Genomic DNA, 19,671 nt, shown 5'->3' with positions numbered 1-19,671 from the left:
GTCCACGCTCATGCAATGAACTCTTCGCCGCGGAGCCGGTTTACTCACCGGACGACCTGTGGAACGGGACGCTTACGGCGGTCACCGGCCATTGTGGCCTGTCCGAGGGGCGAGCGACCGAGAACAGACACCGGAGGGGGGCGAGTGGCTTGACGCCCTGCTGTGGCGGGTGGGCCTGAGCTGGCGGTTGATCAGCAGCGCGGTGCTCGGTGGCGGGATCGGCGAGCGGACCTGGGTCCTCAATGCCCAGGTCGGCCACGGCTACCGGCGCACCGATCCAGACCGGAACCTCCCCCGAGCTGGCGTGTGCCGCGGGCGAGCTCGCGCCGGGAGTCGGACGGATGACGGCCGCCGACGTCGCGAACCACGCCCACGCGCACGACGCAGGCGTCGAGGCCGTGGTGACTGCGGCGTAGGTGTACGCGGCTGCCCCCGCCGAAGGCTTGTTGCGGCCTGTCGCGCCCGGCACGATCACATCGTCGCCGCCCTGCCTGTGGCGCTGACCGACGCAGCGTTGGTGAACGCGGTGCCCCTGCCAGCGAAGCCAAGGTTCAGGCGCTGCTGGATACCGGCTACGACTGTTGCGGCACTCCCACTCATGCCGTCTGCGTAGCGGCCTGTTGCCCCCGCGGCGATAAGGAAACGCGTGCCTTTGCCAGGCCGCGCTCCGTGCGGGGCGCTCGCTTGGGCCTCGCCGCCCACGACGCCGTACGCGGCACCATCATGCGTGACGGACACTGCCGCAGCGGTTGCTGTCGCAGCCGCTGCCCGCAAGGAATCCGCTTTCCGAAATCCACCACCGGAGGAAGTCCCACCGTGTCGTAAGCGCAGGAAGGCCCCCGCACTGAGAAGGTGGCGATGCGCGTCTGCTGCAGCTTCGCCACCGGCAGGGGCAGGTCTGTGCACCAGGCTGCGACCAGCGGCGGAACTGCCGGCAGGGCCGCGCTCTCCGGCAGTCCCGCCCCCGAGGTTCAGCAGGCGTCGACCTTGGCGACCGGTGTCCAGTCGCCGTTGCGGTCTTCCGAGTAGGCGCCCGGCGTCGTGTAGATCAGTCGGCCAGAGCCGTTGTACATGCGCGCCCTGGTACCACTGGACTGATTGTTGCTCCAGGAACCCGGACCGTTCCAGACGATCGAGATGGGCTCGCTGCACAGTCGCTGCCGCTTGACCGTTCCGGTGAAGTTGGTGCCGGAGTACGCGCAGAAGGTGTACGAGCCACAGGAGGAAGGAGCCCGCTGGTCCCGCACCTGCGCAGGAGCGTCGAGGTCGCGTGCGTGAGCCTCGCCCGGCAGTGGCAGGAGCAGCTCGCTGCCATCCGGCAGGCGGATCTCGTTTGCTGCCGTCTGGGTGCCGCCGAAGCGATCCAGCTCGGCGTCCACCCGTGCCTGTAACACTTCCGCCTGGGCACTGCTGAGCCCAGCCTTATGGGCTTGCGCGTCAAACCCAGGCTGGTCGAGTGCGGTTGCCGTGTGGGCTCCGAACGTCGTGCCGGCAAGCAGGACGGTACTGCTTGCAATGGCCACGGCGAGGCGCATCAATCGACGGTCTTTCCTCGTACGCATGTCGCTCCTCCATTTTTCGGTTGGCCCCCTGGCACGGGGAGGGACCAGTGTGAGCCGGGCTGATCGGAAGGGTCCACGGGCCGCGTCCAGCTATGGCGCATTCGTGCAAGCCATGGCCACAGAAGGAAATCGGCTTCCTCACATGTGCCGTCGTCTTGACCCCGCGATGGGCATGGCCATGGAGCTAGCAAAGCCGGCCCGCACTTTGGCGCGTGCCGGCACATGCAGGCCTGACCGTCACGGCATAGACGCGCTTTGTCGCGGCACGTGGCAACCGCTTGCGCGTGCTTGAGCTTCTGATGACCCGGTCGGCGGTTTTCCGTTTCTTGTACCGCTCTGACCGCTCTTCATCGAAGCCCGTGGCCCGCCCGCCGCCTGAGCCCTTTGGTTCGGCTGGATCAGCGCCGTTGCGGCGAGCCTTGAGCATGGCCATCAGCGAGCTTGCGACGCCGCACGACGTGTCCCCTCTGGAGACCACTGGCGGTCACCACCAGGCTGGACCCCTAGGAAAGCTGGTGACAGTTGAGTACGCGAGCTCACCGGGGTCGTGCCCCGCATCGTGGTGTAGGGGATCAAGGGTTACGCGTTCCGGTTTGAATCCCTGACGATCGCCGCGGAAGCGGCGGCCCACGATGCGCCCTGCTGAGGCGAGTCAGACCGTTCGCGCGGTGGAACCCCGCCTCCGGCCTGCGAATCCCAGTGCCTTGATCCCTCACACCACCCGGCGGGACGCCATCCTCACCGGTATCACACCGGTCTCACGCCGGCGCCGCCTCCGCTCCGTCGGCAATCCCGTCCTGGAGCACCGTAGGCATCCCCTCCACCAGCACCACCACCTCGGCCACATCCCCGTCTGCCGAGCGCCCCACCCACACGGGGTAGGTACCGTCGCCGGTCGTCGCGAAGGCGACCAGCTCGCCGCCGGATGCCTCGTCCTGAGTACGCAGGAAGTACACTCCCCCGGCGGGACAGGGACCGTGATGGCGGGCCCTTGGTCGGAGAGGTTGTCCGGCCCGGAGACGGCAAGCAGTCCGCTCGGCACGCGCAGGGTCCCGGTCCGGCGCGGCTCCACGACGGTCATCTCGGGGTGGTACCCGTCGGTCACACGCGTCCCGGGCCGGAACAGCGCGTCGAGTGGCCCGGGCTGCGCGGGGCGGGGCGGGCGCCAGCAGGTGGCGGGCGCCTCGGACACGTCGCCGGACGTCTCCGCCACGCCTGCGTCGAGCGCCGCCGCCTGGAGCGCCACGGGCCGCGGCAGCCCCCGCCAGCGGGCGGCCACCACCGGCCAGTCTTCGAACCTTGGGCGGACCTGCCAACGCCGTATATCGGGGTCGGGCACCGTGACGAGTTGCCGCCCGCGCTCGCCTTGGGGCTCCGCTCCTGAGCAACCGTCGCTGTGCCCAACCGCTGGGCCGCCGGATTCCTCCGGCGGCCCAGCCCGCGGCGCCCGCACGCGGCGGGCCGTACCCGGACCTGTTCGGCTGGGCGTTGCCCTCGAACCGCACGGCAGCCAAGCAGGCCGGCTGCCCATATGGCTGTGCGACATTTGCGGGCGAGTTCGTGTCACTTGCGCCAGAACAGGTGGTGCGTCACGCCGCTCGGGCTGGGCACGACCTCCAGGTGGAACCGGTCGAGCAGCTCGTCGGGTGACTCCCAGAGACGTACCCCGGACCCGAGCTGCACCGGCGAGACCGCCACGTGCATGGTGTCGACGAGATCGGCGTCCAGGAACTGCCGGATGGTGGTGACCCCGCCGCCGAGCCGGACGTCCTTGCCCTGCGCCGCCTCGCGCGCCTGATCGAGGACCGAGGCGGGGTCGCCGTCGACGAAGTGGAACGTGGTGTCGGAGAGCGTGAACGAAGGACGCTGGTGGTGGGTCATGACGAACACCGGGGTGCGGAACGGGGGCTCGTCACCCCACCAGCCGCGCCAGTCATGGTCGTGCCAGGGCCCGCGCTGGGGCCCGAACTTGTTGCGGCCCATGATCTCGGCGCCGATGTTGCGCGCGTAGTCCCGCGTGAAGTAGTCGTCGAGGCCTCGGCTCCCCCCGGGGTCGGTACGCATGGGCCAGCTCGCCGTGGCACCGGCCCAGGCGAACAGCCTCTCGGGATCAACGTGGCCGAACGGGCGCTCCAGGCTCTGGTCCTCACCGGCACCGATGCCGTCACTCGAGACGTTGAAGTTCTGGACTCTCAGTAGCTGAGACACGTGTTTCCTCCTGTGTGGTCGACAACGGTGGTAAGACTCTCCGGGCCGCGAAAACTCATCGCTGCGTCCGTGACCGGGCGGGCTCCAGGAGCTGGACGGTCTGGCGGACGGAGCACCAGCGCGAGCACGCGGTCGGCCTCCTCCTGGTCGTACGGCTCGAGGGAAGGCCGTCAGGTCCCGGCGGCAGGCGTCGAGCAGATCCAGGTACTCCACCACGGGCCAGCTCGCTTCAGGCGCGTTCTCAGTCGTCCCGGTCCTGACTGCACCACAGAGGCCCGTAGCCGTCATGGATCGACGGTCTCGGGCTTCGCATGGGCTGCGGTCTGACGATCAGCACGGAGGTGGCCGGGGCGTCACGTCCGAATCGTCCGGGTGCCGCAGGGCCGGGAGGAATGTCAAGCAGGTCGGCGACGGCGCCTGGAGGGAGGGGCCGTGACGGACGTTGCGCAGAGAGCGCCGAGCACGGACGCAGCGCTGGTGGTGTTTCGGGAGAGGCGTGTGCTACGTGAGAGGCTGTGCCCCGCGAGGGTCGAGCAGGAGCGATCGCCACATGGCCGCCTGTTCCGCGCGCCGCGCTCGACGTGGGAGTGCAGTCCGGCCACCGAGCGTTGAACCCTCGAACGGCGCGTTCCGCGTACGCGCACCGTACAGCCCATGCGACGAGGAGGACCCATGGACGCCGCCGAAGACGGACGGCAGCAGCTGGACGAGGTCAGCGTCATCAACGCGAAGAGGACGCTGCTGGAACTCCTCGCCCGGGCGGGGGTCTTCTCCGGCGACGCGGAAGAGTTGATCGGGCTGGTCGAGGCCGGCGCCCTCGCCCTCGCGCACAAGGAGATCAGCACGGTGGGGCGCAGCGCGCCCGGGGAGAAGGGCGAGCTGTACGAGTCCGGCTGGCTCGACGGGACGCAGACCGTCACAGACCGGCTCGGGGACCTCGCCGAACGAGCGCTGCAGCACGCCGTGGCCTCGGATCCGTCGGCCCCTTCGCCGGAGGCCCGCCCTTCCGTCAGGAGGATGCAGGTGGAGCGAGCGAAGGTGGCAGTCATGCCTCTGTACCTCTCGTTCACCACCGTTTCCGACCTCGATCCCGAGGTGTCCGAGCAGGTGCTCACCGCCGTCCTGGGCACCATGAGTTCCCGGCAGCGGGCCGGGTACGCGGGGCGGCTGGCGGAGTTCGTCTCAGCCAACCGAGCACGCCTGGAACGGCTGTACGCGCAGTACGGGCCCGGCAGCACGATCGCGATCCACGGCCGCTTCTCCCTCGTCCACTCCCCCACCAGCGTCGCCGTACTGGAACGACTCGTCACGGCGCCGGCGGCGCTGCGGGAGGAGTGGGACGCCGCCGAACTGCCGCCCGTGTGGCTGGAGGGGCTCACCACGGCCTGGGCGTCGCCGGTCTGACCGCGACCGCCCGCGCGGGCCAGGCCGCGCGGGCGGGAAGCGGTTCGGTCGGCGACGCAGGACCGGTTCAGTCCTGCGCCCCGTGCTGTGGTTCGGTGACCGCCGGCGGCCTGCCTCCCCCGACGTGACGTCAGGGGCCGAGCAGGCTCCGTAGCGGGCGCTGCGGGTCCTGCACGGCTTCGTGCAGGAGTTCGGTGAAGGCCTTGCCCCACGCCTCGACGGTCGGATTGCTGAAGAGGTCCGTGGAGTACTCGAAGGTGACGGTGATGGTGTCCTCTCCGGGCACCAGGACGGCGTACAGCTCGTTGCGTGCCACCCCCGAGGTAGGGAGCGCGCGCACGCAGGCCGATACCGACCGCATGTCCAAGGTGGGCGGCGGTGTGGTGACCACGGTGAACAGTACGGTGGGGAACAGTGACTCCGCGGTCTCGGGCGAGACCAGCTCGACCACGTCGGTCAGCGGCAGCTCCTGGTGGTCGAGCACGGTGAAGAGTGTCGACCCCAGCCGCGTCACGAGGTCGGCGAAGGTCACGGCCTCACCGAGCCGGGCCCGTAGCAGGACCGCGTCGCCCAGCAGGCCGACCACCTCGGACCGCTCGCGGCGCGTGCGGTTCGCGCTGGACGCGGCCAGCACCACGTCGGCGGGGCCGCCGCACAGTCCGCCCAGCCAGGTGGCGAACGCCGCGGCCAGCACGGTGTACGGCGTCGTGCCCAGGCGGGTGGCGGTGTCCGCGACCAGCCGGGGGGTTGCTCCGTCGATGACCCAGGTGTGCAGGGCACCCCGGCCGGACAGCTTCTCGGGTCGCGGCCGGTCGTACGGCAGCGCCGGACGCAGGGGTACACCGTCGAGCTCGGCGCGCCAGAACCGCTCGAGCATCGCCCTGCGTTCGCCGCCCAGCTCGTGTTCCGCACGCGCGCAGTCGGTGAACTGCACGGCGGGCGGGGCCGGCGGGCTCGCGGCGCCGTGGCACCGGGCGTTGTAGAGCTCCTGCAGTTCGCGCCAGATCACGCCCATGGACCAGCCGTCGCAGACGGCGTGGTGGAACACGGTCAGCAGTACCCAGCGGTCCGGCGCGAGCCGAGCCAGCCGGAAGCGGAACAGCGGCGCGCGGTCCATCGCCGACGCGCGGGAGGCGTGGTCCATGCACCACCGCTCGACGGCCTCCGCGTCCTCCGCGTACCCGGTGAGGACATCGACCGGCAGTTCCACGGGCACGTCGGCCAGCACCTCGACGAGGTACCGCCCCTCGCGCCGTACGGCCCTGCTGCGCAGCGCGTGATGGCGCCCCACCAGGTCCTCCAGGGCGCCCGCCAGACTCCGGGGATCGAGGTCGCCGCGCAGGTCGATGCGGTGCGCGACGTTGTAGACCCCGGCGTCGGCGCGTTCATGGTGCCGGTGCCAGAGCCTGCGAAGGCTGGAGGTCATCGGCACGGTCTCCACCACCCGGGCGGCGAGCACGGGATGTTCGCAGCGTCCTGCGATACCCCGGATGGTGGGGTCGAGGAAGAACTCGGCCATGGACAACTCGATGTCCAGCTGGTCCGCCATGCGGTTCAGCAGCCGCATCGCGCTCAGGGAATGGCCGCCGAGTTCGAAGAAGGACCGGGTCACCGGCACCTGGGGTGCGCCCAGTTCATCGCACCACAGCTCGTGCAGGGACTTCTCCAGCCGGGTGGCGGGCTGCGAGGTCGCGTTCACGGTCTCCTCGTCGAGCTCGGGATCGGGGTCGGGCCCGGGCCCCGGCTCGGGCAGCCGGTCCCGGTCCACTTTGCCCGAGGTGTTCAGCGGGAGTCGTTCCAGGCGTACCCAACGGCGCGGCACCAGGTGGTCGGGAAGCCGCGCGGCGAGCGCGGCACGCAGCTCGCGAAGGTTGTCCGCCGGCGGGTCGGGAACCACGTAGGCGACGAGTTCCAGGTCGCCGTGCCGGTCGCGACGGGAGACGACGGCCGCGTCACGTACTCCCGGGAGGGCACTGAGCGCCCCATGGACCTCGGCGGGTTCGACCCGGTGGCCCCGGATCTTGACCTGGTCGTCCACACGGCCGCAGTACTGGAGCGAGCCGTCCGTACGCCAGCGCCCGAGGTCTCCGGTCCGGTACAGCACGGAGTCCGCGTCGCCGAGGAACGCCCCGGCCGTCTCCGCGGGCCGCGCGTGGTAGCCGTGCGCGACCGGCGCGCCGCCCACGTGGATCTCACCGACGGCCCCCGGGGGTACGTGTCGTCCGGCGCCGTCCAGCAACAGGATGCGGGCCCCCGGTATCGGCGTGCCGATCGGGGGGAGCTCCTCGCCGTCGGGGTCGACACGGTGCGAGGTGACGATGATGGAGGTCTCCGTGGGCCCGTACTGGTTGTACAGCGCACACCGCGGGTGCGCGGCGAGGAAGCGGCGGAAGGCATCGGTCAGCCGCAGCGCCTCCCCGGCCGAGAACAGCTCGCGCAGGGCGGGCAGTTCGGGACCCGTCTCGATCAGGTACCTCAAGGGGGTGCTGGGCATGAACATCCGCTGCACTCCATGGCGGCGCGCTGTTTCCGTGACAGCCGTGGGGTCGTTCCGGACCTCGTCGTCGATCAGTACGAGTGCCGCTCCGGAGCCCAGCGTGGTGAAGATCTCCTGGACGCTGACGTCGAAAGCGGGCGAGGTCCACTGCAGGGTGCGCAGGGCGGGGTGCCGGTCCATATGGGCGCGAACGAGGTTGACCGGGCCGCGGTGCGGCACGACGACGCCCTTGGGACGGCCGGTGGAGCCCGAGGTGTAGATGCAGTACGCGGGGTCCTCGGGCCCTGCCCCGTCGGCCGGGGGACGTTCCGCGAGGGTGGCGTCGACGTCGTCCACGAGCTGCAGGGGCAGCCCTGTCGCGAGCTTCGGATGACGCGCGAGAGTGGCCTTCGAGGTCAGCAGCAGCGCGGGCGCGCCGTCGTCGAGGAGCGCGGCGAGCCGCGGGGTGGGCGCGGAGGGGTCGAGGGGCAGATACGCGGCGCCGCTCTTGAGCACGCCCAGCAGGGCGGTGATCAGCTCCGGGCCGCGCGGCAGCAGCATGGCCACGCGCTCACCGCGCGCGGCGCCCCGCTCGCGGAGCCGTCGGGCGAGCGCGTTGGCCCGTACATCCAGCTCCCGGTAACCCACGCTCACTCCGTCGCCCACGAGGGCAACGGCGTCCGGGGTGCGCCGCACCTGCTGCTCGAACAGTCCGTGCAGGGTGTCCGCGACGGCGGGCGACGGCTCGTCCAGGCGCCCCAGCCCGGCCAGGGCCGCGCGGTCGGCGTCGGTCACGGCGGTCAGTTCGCGCAGCGGCGCGCCGGGGGCGTCGAGCGCGCGGCGCAGCACCTGCTCCATGTAGTGGACGAAGCGGCGTACGAATGGCTCGTCGAAGAGGGCCGTGTCGTACTCGACCATGCATCGCACGCCGTCGCGGTGGTGCGTCAGGTAGATGCTGAGGTCGAAGGGGGCGCGTGCGCTCGGCACGTCGAGCAGCGTGGCCGTCAGCCGGGGCGGGTCGAAGGTCACCTCGCTCTCGTTCTCGTACTCGACCATCACCTGGAAGAGCGGGTTCCGCCCCGGGTCCCGTCGCGGGTTGAGCGCTCCGACCAGTTCGTCGAAGGGGACGTCACGGTGTTCGTACGCCGCTGTGCTGCCGGCCCGCATCCGGTGCAGCAGCGTCGGGAAGTCCGGGTCGCCCGTGAGGTCCAGGCGCAGGGGCACGGTGTCGAGGAACAGGCCGATGTGGTGTTCGGCGCCGGTGGGCCGGGCGGCGACCGCGGTGCCGACGACCACGTCGTGCTGTCCGCTGAACCGGCTGAGCACCGCTGCGACGGCGCTGGTCAGCGCCATGAAGGGAGTGGCCCGGTGCGCGGCGGCGAACGCTTTCACCCTGCGTACGAGTTCGGCGTCGAGTTCGTGTGTGAGGGCGGCTCCCGTTCCGGATCTGACCGTGGGGCGGGGGCGGTCGGTGGGCAGGGAGAGGTCCGGGGCCCCGGCGAGCGTACGCCGCCAGAAGTCGAGGGACCCGGCGGGGTCCGGCAGACGGGCGGGGAGCGCCTCGGGCTCGGCGGGCAGGGGCGGCAACTGGGGGTCGCCGTGCGGGAAGGAGCGGTAGAAAGCCGCGAGGTCGCGGACCAGCACCGCCGTGGAGGAGGAGTCGAAGACGATGTGGTGGGCCAGCAGGAACAGCAGGTGCCGCTCCTCCGACAGGCGCAGCAGCCGGGCCGTGACCAGCGGACCCCGGCGCAGGTCGAGGTTCCGGTTCCCCTCCGTCTCGAGAGCGGCGCGCAGCGCTTCTTCCTCCGTGGCCCCGGTGTGGTCGTCGACCGGGCACTCGAGCCGTATCCGGTCGTGCGTCTCCCGGTAGGGGGTTCCGTCGGTGTCGCGGAACACGGTGCGCAGCGCCGGATGCCGGTCGGCGACCCGCTGCAGTGCCCAGCGCAGCGCCGGAACGTCCAGCGGGCCGTCCAGGCGGATCGCCTTGGGCTCGTGGTACATGGCGGTCCCCGGATGAAGCTGCTCCAGGAACCAGATGCGGCGCTGCGCGGGCGACAACGGCAACCGCCTCGGCACGAGCGCCGCCTGTTCCGGTGCTGTGGACGGTTCCGGTGCTCCTGATGGGTCCATGCGGCGGAGCCGGTCGAGGACCGGGAGCCCGGCGAGAACCTGCTCCATCGGTACGCCGAAGTCCACGAAGCAGGCGATCTCGTCCGCTCCGGCGTCCACCAGTCGGCGCACCGTCTCGGCCGCCGTGTGCTCGTCGCCGATCAGGGCGCGTGAGGCGCAGTAACGCTCGTAGGCGCGCCCGAGCAGGAACTCCACGTCTTCCTCGGGCGTGTTGTCGAGGTCGGCTTCGAAACCGAGGCTGTTGGTGACCTGGCCGAAGAGGGACAGCGAGGAACGCAGGTACGACACGAATGGCCGGTACGCCTCTGCCCGCGCGCGCTCCGCGTCCTCGCCGAGGTACGTGTGCACCAGAACCACCACCCTGCCCGCGTCGGGGTCCAGTCCGTGCTCGGCGCGGGTGCGCCGGTACAGCGCGATGTTCTCCGCCAGTTGTCCGACGGTTTGCGTCATCAGGTTGGTGACCACACCCAGGCCTTCGGCGGCTGCCCGGCGGTAGCTGTCCGGGTTGCCGACGACGGCCACGTACATGGGAAGTCGCTGCTGCACGGGGCGTGGGTGCAGCCGTATCTCCACGGGCTCACCGTCGCCCGCGGTCGTCCGCAGGGCCCGGCCCGACCACAGCTGCCGCACGGTCGCCAACTGCTCGTACATCACCTCGCGGTGCCGGCCGAAGTGCTGCGGGGCGAGCGCGAAGTCGGTGGCGTGCCAGCCGCTCGCGACACACAGGCCCGCCCGGCCCCCGGAGATGTTGTCGACGACCGACCATTCCTCGGCGACCCGGACCGGATGGTGCAGTGGCAGGACGACGGAGCCCGCGTGGAGCCGGATGCGGCTGGTACTGGCCGCGAGCGCGGCGGCGAGCACCGAGGGGTTGGGGAAGAGCGCCCCGAAGGAGTTGAAGTGGCGTTCCGGGAGCCACAGGGCGTGGAAGCCGTGCTGGTCCGCGAACTTCGCGGCCTCCATGATCAGCGCGTACTTGTCGCGGTCGGTGTCCTCGGGGTAGTCGCCGAAGAAGTACAGGCTGAAGTCGCACCCCGTGGCCGGCTCCGGCTCCGGCTCCGGCTCCGGCTCCGGCACGAACGGTGGCCGCGTCGCCTCCGGCGTACGGGCCGGGGCCGGGGCCGGGGTCGGGGTCGGGGTCGGGGTGGGCGCGGGGAGCAGCGCCGGGGAGGTCGCGGACGACGCGAGTACGTCGAGTTGGCGGGAGATCACACCGGTCACCTGGTCGATGAGATGCTCCGCCAGTTTCAGCTGCTGGCCGAACACCTCGTGAAGTCCCGGGGACACCGCGGGTGCGGGCGAGGACATAGGTGCCGGTGCCGGGCTCGGACGCTGCTGGTCCGCCTCCCGGTGCGGCTCGGCGGGACCGGCCTGGTCCCCTCGCAGCTGCGCCAGCCGTTCGGCCAGCCGGCGTGGGGTGTCGGCGGACGAGAACAGCTCCCGGACGGGGACGCGTACGCCGTACTGCTGCTCCAGCTCCGCCGTCAGTCCCATCAGGGAGAGCGAGTCCGCGCCGAGCTCGAAGAACGAGCTGTCGGGCGCGACGTCCGCCGCCTCGCTGCCGAGCTTGTGCGCAGTCAGCTGCCGTACTCCGGCCAGCAGTTCGTCCGACGCGACGGGCGGCTCCTCCCGGGTGGCCGCGCTGTGCGCGGGATGCTCCGGGGCAGGTGCCGGCGCCGCGCCCCGGTACGCCACCCGGCGCCGCCGCAGCGGATGCCCCGGCAGCGGCACCCTGCCCCCGCCGCCGTTGACCGCACGCCATTCCAGCTCGGCCCCCCTGCAGTACAGCGAGCCCAGCGCCGTCAGAAGCCCACCCACCTGGTCCGCTGCGCTCGTGCCCGGCCCCTGGGCTCTCAGCCAGCGGCTGCCCGGTACGCAATGCCGGCCGATGCCCATGAGGGTGTGTCCGGCGCCGATCTCCAGGAAGTCCTCGCACCCCTCCCCCGTCGCGGTGAGCATGGCCAGATCGAAGCGGACCGGCTGCCGCGCCTGGCGGCAGAGGTGGCCGGCGTCGAGCGTCCAGCCCGCCGGGCGGAGCCGGCCGTCGGCCGCGGTGACCAGGGGTGTGTGCAGCGGGCCGTACGTCACCCGCTCGGCGTGGGAGCGGAAGTCGCGCAGCGCCGGTTCGACCGAGGCCGAGTGAAACGCCTTGTCGACGGACAACGCCCGCCACCGCAGGCCTTCCTGGTCGAGCAGGCGCACCGCCTCCTCGAGGGCCTGCGGCGGACCGGAGATCACCTGGGCGCGCGGGCCGTTGACCGCGGCCAGTTCGGCGCCGGCGGACTGCGCGATGCGCTGCGCGTGAGCCTGCTCGGCGACGACCGCGAGCATCCCGCCTGGCGGGCATGCGCTGTGCATCGACCGGCCGCGCCACGCCGTGAGCCGCAACCCGTCGTCGAGCGTGAAGGCGCCGCCCGCGTACAGGGCCGCGTACTCGCCCACGCTGTGGCCGAGCAGCAGTGCGGGGCGGACGCCCGTGGCGCGCCACACCTCGACGAGCGCCGACTGGTGGGCGAACAGGGCGGCCTGGGCCGTCTCGGTCGGCCAGACGTCGTCCTCGGCGCCCGACTCGTCCAGCAGGAGCGGGAGGAGGGTGCCGCCGAACTCGTCGGCGTAGATCTCCTCGCACCGGTCGAGAGTCCGCCGGGCCGCCGGATAGGCGGCGTAGATGCCGCTCGCCATGCCCCGGCGCGCACTTCCCTGTCCGGAGAAGGCGAAGGCGAGCGGGCCGAGGCCGAGGTCCGGTGCCTGCTGCTGACCGTCCAGCGCGTCGGCGAGTTCCCCGGCCGTCCGGCCGACGGCCGTGGTGCGTGCCGCGCGGTGCGGTCTGCCGAGTGCCATGGTGGCCGCCACGTCCGCGGCCGCTGGTTCCGGCCGCTGCCGCAGCCGGTCGCGGAGCCGGTCGGTGAGTTCGCCCAGGGCCTGGGGGTCGCGGGCCGACACCGGCACCAGCACGGGAAGCCCGGCCGCGGCCGCCGGGTTCGCGGACGGTACGGGGGGCTCCTCCAGCACCACGTGGGCGTTGGTGCCCCCGACGCCGAGCGCGCTGACTCCCGCCCGGCGCGGCACACCGTCCTGAGCCGGCCACGGCCGCAGCTCGGCGCCCAGCACCAACGGGCCGCCTTCGAGGCGGAGTTCCGGGTTGGGACGGGTCAGGTGCGGCGTCGGCACCAGCGTACGGTTCCGCAGCATGAGGACCGTCTTGATGAAACCGGCCATTCCGGCGCAGCTGTCGAGGTGTCCGATGTTCGGCTTCACCGATCCCACGGTGCAGAACGCCGTGCGCCGCGTGCCCTCGCCGAGAGCCCTGCCGAGTGCCTCCAGTTCCACCGGATCGCCGAGTCGGGTGCCCGTCCCGTGCGCCTCCACGTAGGTGATCGTCTCTGCGGGGACGTCCGCCCTGCGCAGCGCCTGGCGTACGACCTCGACCTGCCCCGCGACACCCGGTGCGCTGAATCCGACCTTGCCCGCGCCGTCGTTGTTGACCGCGGAGCCCAGGATCACCGCGTGCACGGTGTCGCCGTCGGCCAGGGCACGGTCGAGCCTCTTGAGCAGGACGGCGGCGACACCGTTCCCGCCCACGGTGCCGTCGGCCTCCGCGTCGAAGGCCCGGCAGCGTCCGGTGGGCGACAGGATGGAACCCGTGTGGCTGCGGTAGCCGGTCTCCTGGGGGAGGTGCACGGCCGCGGCTCCCGCCAGCGCCAGGTCCGCATCGCCGCTCAGCAGTGCCTGGACGGCGAGGTGTACAGCCACCAGCGAGGTGGAGCAGGCCGTCTGGACACCGATGGCGGGGCCGGTGAGCCCGAGCCGGTAGGCGACTCGGGAGGCGAGAAAGTCCGGCTGCTGTCCGACCGTGGCCTGCATTCCGGTGGCCGGGTCGGCGTCGTCGTCCGGCGCGCCGGTCGCAGGCCGGCGCTGATGGTCGTAGAGGTTCATGCCCGCACCTGCGAACACCCCCACTCTTGTGCCCGGTTCGGTCGCCTCGTAGCCGCCCTGTTCGAGCGCCTCGTGGCAGCACTCCAGGAACAGCCGGTGTGCGGGATGCGTGAGCTGGACCTCCTTGGGGCTCATGGTGAAGAAGTCCGCATCGAACGCGTCGACGTCGTCGAGAACGCCGGCGACCGGCACCAGGTCGGGGGCGCGCCGCTGCCGCGGGGACAGGCCCGCTGCCGCGAGCTGTGTCTCGTCGAAGACCCGGATGCTGTCCACGCCGTCGCGCAGGTTGGCCCAGAACCGGTCCGCCGAGTCCGCTCCCGGGAAGCGCAGCGACAGTCCGACGACCGCGATGCGCTGGTCGGCGGTGCCTGCCGGGGCGGTTCCGGCGGGGACCGTACCCGCCTGGGCAGTGCCGGTGTCCGGGGGTTGAGCCTTCCCCCGGGGCGCGGCAGCCAGATGCGCGGCGAGCGCGGCGGCCGTGGGATGTTCGAAGAACGCGGTCTGGGCGACCGCCCTGGCAAGCCGCTGTTCCAGGCGGGACCGGAGGCGTATGAGGAGCAGGGAGGTCAGGCCGAGTTCGTAGAACGGCATGTGCGCATCCACCGGGTGCCCCAGGACGGCGGCGATCTCCTCCTGGACCGCCCGTGCCGTCTCGGCACAGCCCACCACGTCGTCGCCGGGGGCGGAGACGGTCCGAAAACCTCCGCCGATGAGACGGTCGCGCAGCTCGGCGCGGCGCACCTTCCCGGCGGGTGTCCTCGGAAACTCGCCGCGCGGGACGGGGAGGACATGGGCAGCGGTGAGGCGGAGCCGCGCGAACAGCGCTGCCTTCACCTCGCGTGCGATACGTACGTCCTCGTCGGCGCCGTGGCTCACGAAGAACACCGCCAGCTCTTCCGTGCCGCTGTCCGCGTGGGGGATGCCGCAGGCGGCCACCTCCCCCTGCCGCACGCCGGCGACGGCGGTGACGGTTTCCTCCACCTCGTGGCAGTAGACGTTGTGCCCGTTGAGGATGATCATGTCCTTGCGCCGGCCGGTGATCACGACCTGCCCGCCGTCGAGAAAGGCCAGGTCGCCGGTGTCCAGCCACTCCCGTCCGGCGGGGAAAGCCGCGGCGTCCGCCTCCGGGTTGTTCACGTAGCCGGGAGTGAGACGGGCCGGCGCGTGCACCTGGAGCCGGCCGACCCGGCCCGCGGGCGCGGGCTCGCCACGGTCGTCCACGACACGCAGGGTGACCCCGTGCGCGGGTGAGCCGGCCGCGACGAAGGTGACACAGTCGTCCTCCGGTGTCTGCTCGTCGGCCCGGACCAGGTCGCCGCCCAGGCTGCTCTTGAGCAGGCGGTGCACGGTGCCCGGCCGGTCGAGCCGCCCGAAGGTGACGGCGGTGACCGTCTCGGCCATCCCCCACGCCGGCACGATGTGCCGGTCCCGGATCCCGGACGCGGCGGTGGCGCCGAGGAAGCGGCGCAGCACCGGCAGCACGATCTGTTCGCCCCCGCACAGCAGCGACTTGAGGCCGCTGAGGTCGCGGCGGCCCTCCGGCCGCTCGGCGAGCGCGTCCGCGACGAGCCCGTAGGCGAATGTCGGCGCCCAACTGTGCTGCGCCCCGTGCTCCTCGAGGAGGTCCAGCCAGCGCAGCGGCTCGGCCAGGACCATCTCGGTGGGTGCGTGGACGTTGGTGCATCCGACGAAGACCGCGAGCAGGTGGTACAGCAGGAACGCGCCGCTGTGATCGACCGGAAGCCAGTTCACCGTGGTGTCGTCCGGGCGTACGTCCAGCATCCGCCTGGTGCTCGCGGCGAAGGCCGCCAGACCGGCGTGGGTGAGCTGCGCGGCTTTCGGGACGCCGGTGCTGCCGGAGGACAGCATCAACAACGCGACGTCGGACCCGGCCGGCTCGATGTCGTCGGCGTACGCGGGCGACGCGCCCATGCAGTCCTGCGCGACCGCCACCCGCAGCTCGGGAGCGGCGTGCGCCAGGTCCTCCGCTCCGGCCTCATCGGTGAGCACCAGCGGCCGGTCCAGTACCGCACAGGCGTGGAGCAGGCGTTCGAGCGCCGGGGAACCCGGCGCGGCCGGCTCCGCGATGGCCACCGGCCGGGCGCCGCCGAGCACACAGGCCCAGAAGGCGGGGAAGAACTCCGCCAGCGGCAGCCCGCACAGCACCACCGCGTCACCGGCGCGCAGCCCGTGCTCCCGCAGCCCGGTGAGCATCCGGCCGGCCTGGGAGAGCAGCTCGTGATAGGTCCGGCTGATCGTGGAACCGTCCGGAGCGACGGTGACGACGGCCGCGCCAGTGGTCGAGTCCGCGGCCCGCCGCAGCGCCTCCACCGCGTTTCGCGGGTCAGCTTCGGTGTAATCCGGCTCAGGCCCCCGGCAGAGAGCCTGCCCCCGTACGCGTTCCATGCGTGTCCCCTTCTTCTCCACTCGTGGACGAAAGCCGGGCCCTACCGGGACGACCGGCGGCGAACAGCAGCAGAACCAGCGCCCCGCACACCGCCGCACCGTGGAAGGCACCGACGACCGTCAGGGCGGGCAGCAGGTCGAGAGCCACCGCGGTGAGCACCGCGCCCAGCGCGAATCCAGCTGTCTCCGCCGTGGCGGACAGCCCGAACAGCCGGCTGCGCTGCCGGTCGGGGGCCGCCTGCAGGCGTGAGGTGTACACGATTTCGGTCCAGCCGTCCGCGAACCCCGCCGACGCTGCGGCCAGCATCAGTGCCGGCGCGGCGAGCCCCGTGAACGCCGCGACGAACGAGAGCGACATCGCGACCGTACCCACGGCGAAAGCCCGCTCGCCCCACGCCGAACCGCGCTTTCTCCGCTTGAGCACCAGGTGGGCGGTGATGGTGCCCACGGCCCACGCGGCCCAGAACCTGGTCATGAAAAGTGCCGGATCGGAGGGAGCAGTGGAGTGCGCGACCACGGGCAGAGCGACGTTGTGCGACGAGGAGGCCAAGGCATCGAGACCTCTGAGCAGGATCATGGCCAGCAAGAGGGCGGGGATGCCGGCCATCCCTTGCCATGGACGTGAGCCCGGGGCCGTCTGCGGCTGGGTCGTCACACCCTCCTCGACGTCCTCGCCGTCCGTACGCGGCCGCAGCACGAGCAGAGCGACTGCCGACACCAGAAAACTCGCGGCGTTGACGGCGAACGCGGTGGCGAAGCCGCCGAATCCGATGACCGGCGCCGCCGAGGCGAAGCCCAGCACCGTGGCCATCGACCGCGCCGTGACCAGCAGCCCGTTCGCCCGGGCGCGGCACTCCTGACCGACCATCACGGGAACCGCACTGCGCAGCGCGACGGTGAAGAACGTGTTCCCCGCGCCAAGGACAACGACCGCACAGCCGAGCAGCCACGTCGGTGTGCGGGACGTGCACAGCGCCAGTACGCCCATGGCGACGGCCTGGGCCACATCGGTGCGGATCATCACCAGCCGGCGGGAGGTCCTGGCCAACAGCGCCGCGGCGGCGAGCCCTGCCAGGAAACCGGAGAACAGGCGTAAGGCCAATAACATGCCAACACCGAAGGCGGTGCCGGTGACCTCGTAGGAGAACAGGCTCAGGGCAATCAGATTCAGGTAGTTGCCGTAGCCGGACACCGCGTAGGCACAGACGAGGGCACGGAACTGCCGGTCCACACCCGCCACTACGCCCCCCTGACGCATGCGAAATCGATCACCAGTTCCTGCCCGATGACCATACCAAGCACCCTGGGGCTTGTCCGGCGGATCATGCCGCCGACAGGCGGGGGCAGGGTGTCAGTGCCGCTGGCTACCGTGGTGGCCATGATCGATGCCGATGACGTTCGCCGTATCGCCCTGTCCTTTCCCGAGACGGTGGAGAAGGAAGCATGGAGCATCCCGACCTTCCGCGTGGCCGGGAAGATGTATGTCACGATCCCCGACGACCAGACATCGTTCGCCGTACGCTGCCCGAAACACGAGCGCGCGGAACTGATCGCCGCCGAGCCGGAGAAGTTCTGGGTACCGCCGCACGAGGCGAGTTCGGCATGGGTACGGGTGCGGCTGGCGGCGCTGGAGGACGCGGGCGAACTGCGTGACATCCTCGTCGACTCCTGGAGACAGGCGGCACCGGATCGGCTGACGGAGCAGCACCCCGACCTGCGGCCGGACGCGGCGACCAGCGAGTGAACGATCGGCGGCGGTGCACCGGGCCACTGACAACGACATCACGGTGAACGACGCCTGGGAGTACCTCACCCGGGACGAGTGGGAAGTCGCCCTCGGACTGCTGGAGGAACCGGGCGACGCACGACCGCTTCCGCTCAGGAGGCGGCGGCGCGGGGGGTACGGAATCCCCGGACCCATCGGACCCACCGGGCACCGGAGGCTCTGGCGCCCGGCGGCCTCGACGCTCGGCCCCGCGACGGCGCACCGCAAGGCGGCAGTACAACCGCGGCCGGGCGTGGCGGCCGGCACCGGCAGCAGTGCGGCTGATCCGCCGGACGGACCGGGGCTGACGTGTGCGGACCACGGCTGCCGTCCCGTTGTCAGTGGCGGATGTGAAGCTGATCGGTATGGACGACAGGATCCTCCGGCGTCGCGTCTATGGCGCCGACCACGACGACCCCGACCCCGGACCACGCCCCGGCCGGGTCTACGGCGAACTGGTGGGCGGGCCTCTCGACGGGCTGCTCCTCGACATCACCGGCTGGAGCGTGCCCGATCGCCGAAGAAGCCCGGCTGCCCACGGAGATAGGGCGGTACGGCCCTGGTGGGCGTACCCATTACCGGCGCCGTACGACCGATCCCCGCCACTGGGACTGGACCGGCGACAGCCCGTGACCGGGCGGGTGCCGAGTCGCGCGGGGACCTGGTCAGTGGCGTGGCGCGACGGCAAGGGGACCGAGACCCAGTACGCCGGCGGCGGTGCGGACGGCGAGCAGTTCGTCATGCCGCACCTGCCCGGCCAGCGCGATCACGGTCCCCTCAAGGGCGCCGACGAAGGCGAGTGCGACCGTGCCGGCGGGCGGGCCGGCAGGGATCGTCGCCGCCTTGCGCCCGGCTTCGATCAGGCGTCGGCAGAGCGTGATGAGCGTTTCGTAGCCCTCCTCGACCGAGCGGCCCACCGGATGGTCCCGGCCGGAGAACTCCAGCCGCAGCGCGACCGCCACCCGCGCGATGTCGCGCCGGCAGAAGACGGCGTGACCGCGGGCAAGGGTGAGCAGCGCCGCGACCGGATCCGGCTCCTGCTCGACGAGCCTGCCGACCTCGTGGTCCCAGGTCTCCATGACCCACGCGAGCACGGCCAGAGTCAGGTCCTGTTTGTCCTTGAACTGGTGGTAGAGCGCACCGCGCGTGTACCCGGCGTCCTTGGCCACCTGCTCGAGCACGAGGTTGCCGTAGCCGTAGCGGGACAGGTTCCGCGCCGCCGACTCGAGCAGCATGGTGCGGGTGCGCAGGCGGCGATCGGCCTGGGTCATCCTCTCCCGTGTCGCCTCACCCACGCCTCACTCCGATCATTTGGTGACCATCCCGCTCGTGACCAATTGCCGTGCCGCCCGCCGATGACCGATGCCGACGACCGCCCAGACGAGTCGCGCGAGCACCGGCCGCCGGTAGTGGAGAACGCTGGTGAACAGCCTGCGGGTCGGCTCGACCCGGCGCCCCACGAGGATGACGTGCATCAGCGGCAGGGACGTTTCGAGACGGACCACCTCGGGCCCGGACTCAGTGACCCGGAAATCGCCGACGTGGTCCGCCGCCTCCCCGGCCGCGCCGCGCATCCCCAAGAGCCCCGCGACCCAGTCCACCCACGTCGCAGTGGCACCCAGTCCGGACCGGACCCACGTTTCGGGCGAAAGCGGGTCCGGTCCGGGCAGCAGGAGCTCGAAGGCGTCGGCGTAGTCGTACCGCCGGGCCGTGGCGATCGGGTCGGTCACTGGGACCTGACGCACCTGCTTCGCCAGGTGGTTCCTCATCTCACCATCCCCCTC

At 71.6% G+C, this 19,671-nt stretch carries 9 protein-coding genes and 2 pseudogenes; 4 read left to right on the top strand and 7 right to left on the bottom strand.

What is annotated here, in order from left to right; all coding sequences use genetic code 11:
• Nucleotides 1-91: 91 nt before the first annotated feature.
• Nucleotides 92-825, top strand: a pseudogene (locus BKD26_RS31505) (adenosylcobinamide amidohydrolase).
• A gap of 146 nt (nt 826-971) precedes the next feature.
• Here the strand turns inward: BKD26_RS31505 and BKD26_RS31500 are convergent.
• The 3 genes from BKD26_RS31500 to BKD26_RS31490 all read right to left on the bottom strand — a co-directional run bounded on the left by BKD26_RS31500 (nt 972) and on the right by BKD26_RS31490 (nt 3,770).
• Nucleotides 972-1,535 carry a peptidase inhibitor family I36 protein gene (locus BKD26_RS31500; protein ID WP_241518942.1) on the bottom strand — a complete coding sequence of 188 codons (564 nt, stop codon included), beginning with the start codon at nt 1,533-1,535 and terminating at the stop codon, nt 972-974.
• A 785-nt stretch (nt 1,536-2,320) separates the two neighbouring features.
• Nucleotides 2,321-2,518, bottom strand: a complete 198-nt coding sequence (locus BKD26_RS41705) for a DUF4241 domain-containing protein (RefSeq protein WP_241518941.1) — start codon at nt 2,516-2,518, stop codon at nt 2,321-2,323.
• A 607-nt stretch (nt 2,519-3,125) separates the two neighbouring features.
• Nucleotides 3,126-3,770 (bottom strand): dihydrofolate reductase family protein, encoded by a 645-nt coding sequence (locus tag BKD26_RS31490; RefSeq protein ID WP_084905341.1) that lies wholly within the window; start codon nt 3,768-3,770, stop codon nt 3,126-3,128.
• 672 nt (nt 3,771-4,442) lie between these two features.
• Here BKD26_RS31490 and BKD26_RS31485 point away from each other — a divergent pair.
• Nucleotides 4,443-5,174 carry a hypothetical protein gene (locus BKD26_RS31485; protein WP_084905339.1) on the top strand — a complete coding sequence of 244 codons (732 nt, stop codon included), beginning with the start codon at nt 4,443-4,445 and terminating at the stop codon, nt 5,172-5,174.
• A 130-nt stretch (nt 5,175-5,304) separates the two neighbouring features.
• Here BKD26_RS31485 and BKD26_RS31480 read toward each other — a convergent pair whose 3' ends face one another.
• Together BKD26_RS31480 and BKD26_RS31475 are read right to left on the bottom strand one after the other, a co-directional pair.
• Nucleotides 5,305-16,122, bottom strand: coding sequence for a hybrid non-ribosomal peptide synthetase/type I polyketide synthase (locus tag BKD26_RS31480; protein WP_084905337.1), 10,818 nt, complete (start codon nt 16,120-16,122; stop codon nt 5,305-5,307).
• A complete protein-coding gene (locus BKD26_RS31475) occupies nt 16,082-17,380 on the bottom strand; it encodes an MFS transporter (protein WP_084905335.1) in 1,299 nt (432 codons plus the stop codon). Before BKD26_RS31475 ends, BKD26_RS31480 begins: the two co-directional genes overlap by 41 nt.
• A 120-nt stretch (nt 17,381-17,500) precedes the next feature.
• Here BKD26_RS31475 and BKD26_RS31470 point away from each other — a divergent pair, with 120 nt between their 5' ends.
• Entirely contained in the window at nt 17,501-17,866 is a 366-nt protein-coding gene (locus BKD26_RS31470; RefSeq protein WP_084905333.1) for an MmcQ/YjbR family DNA-binding protein, read from the top strand.
• 386 nt (nt 17,867-18,252) lie between these two features.
• A pseudogene (locus tag BKD26_RS41700) lies at nt 18,253-18,520 on the top strand (hypothetical protein).
• A 32-nt stretch (nt 18,521-18,552) separates the two neighbouring features.
• Here BKD26_RS41700 and BKD26_RS31460 read toward each other — a convergent pair.
• Both BKD26_RS31460 and BKD26_RS31455 read right to left on the bottom strand, forming a co-directional pair.
• Nucleotides 18,553-19,158, bottom strand: coding sequence for a TetR/AcrR family transcriptional regulator (locus tag BKD26_RS31460; protein ID WP_084905432.1), 606 nt, complete (start codon nt 19,156-19,158; stop codon nt 18,553-18,555).
• A 36-nt stretch (nt 19,159-19,194) separates the two neighbouring features.
• Nucleotides 19,195-19,656 carry a hypothetical protein gene (locus BKD26_RS31455; protein ID WP_084905331.1) on the bottom strand — a complete coding sequence of 154 codons (462 nt, stop codon included), beginning with the start codon at nt 19,654-19,656 and terminating at the stop codon, nt 19,195-19,197.
• Nucleotides 19,657-19,671: the final 15 nt, after the last annotated feature.

Source organism: Streptomyces sp. CB03238, from assembly GCF_002099185.1.
GTDB lineage: Bacteria > Actinomycetota > Actinomycetes > Streptomycetales > Streptomycetaceae > Streptomyces.
The sequence above is the reverse complement of the archived record's forward strand: the minus strand, read 5'-3'. Positions and strand labels throughout refer to the sequence as shown.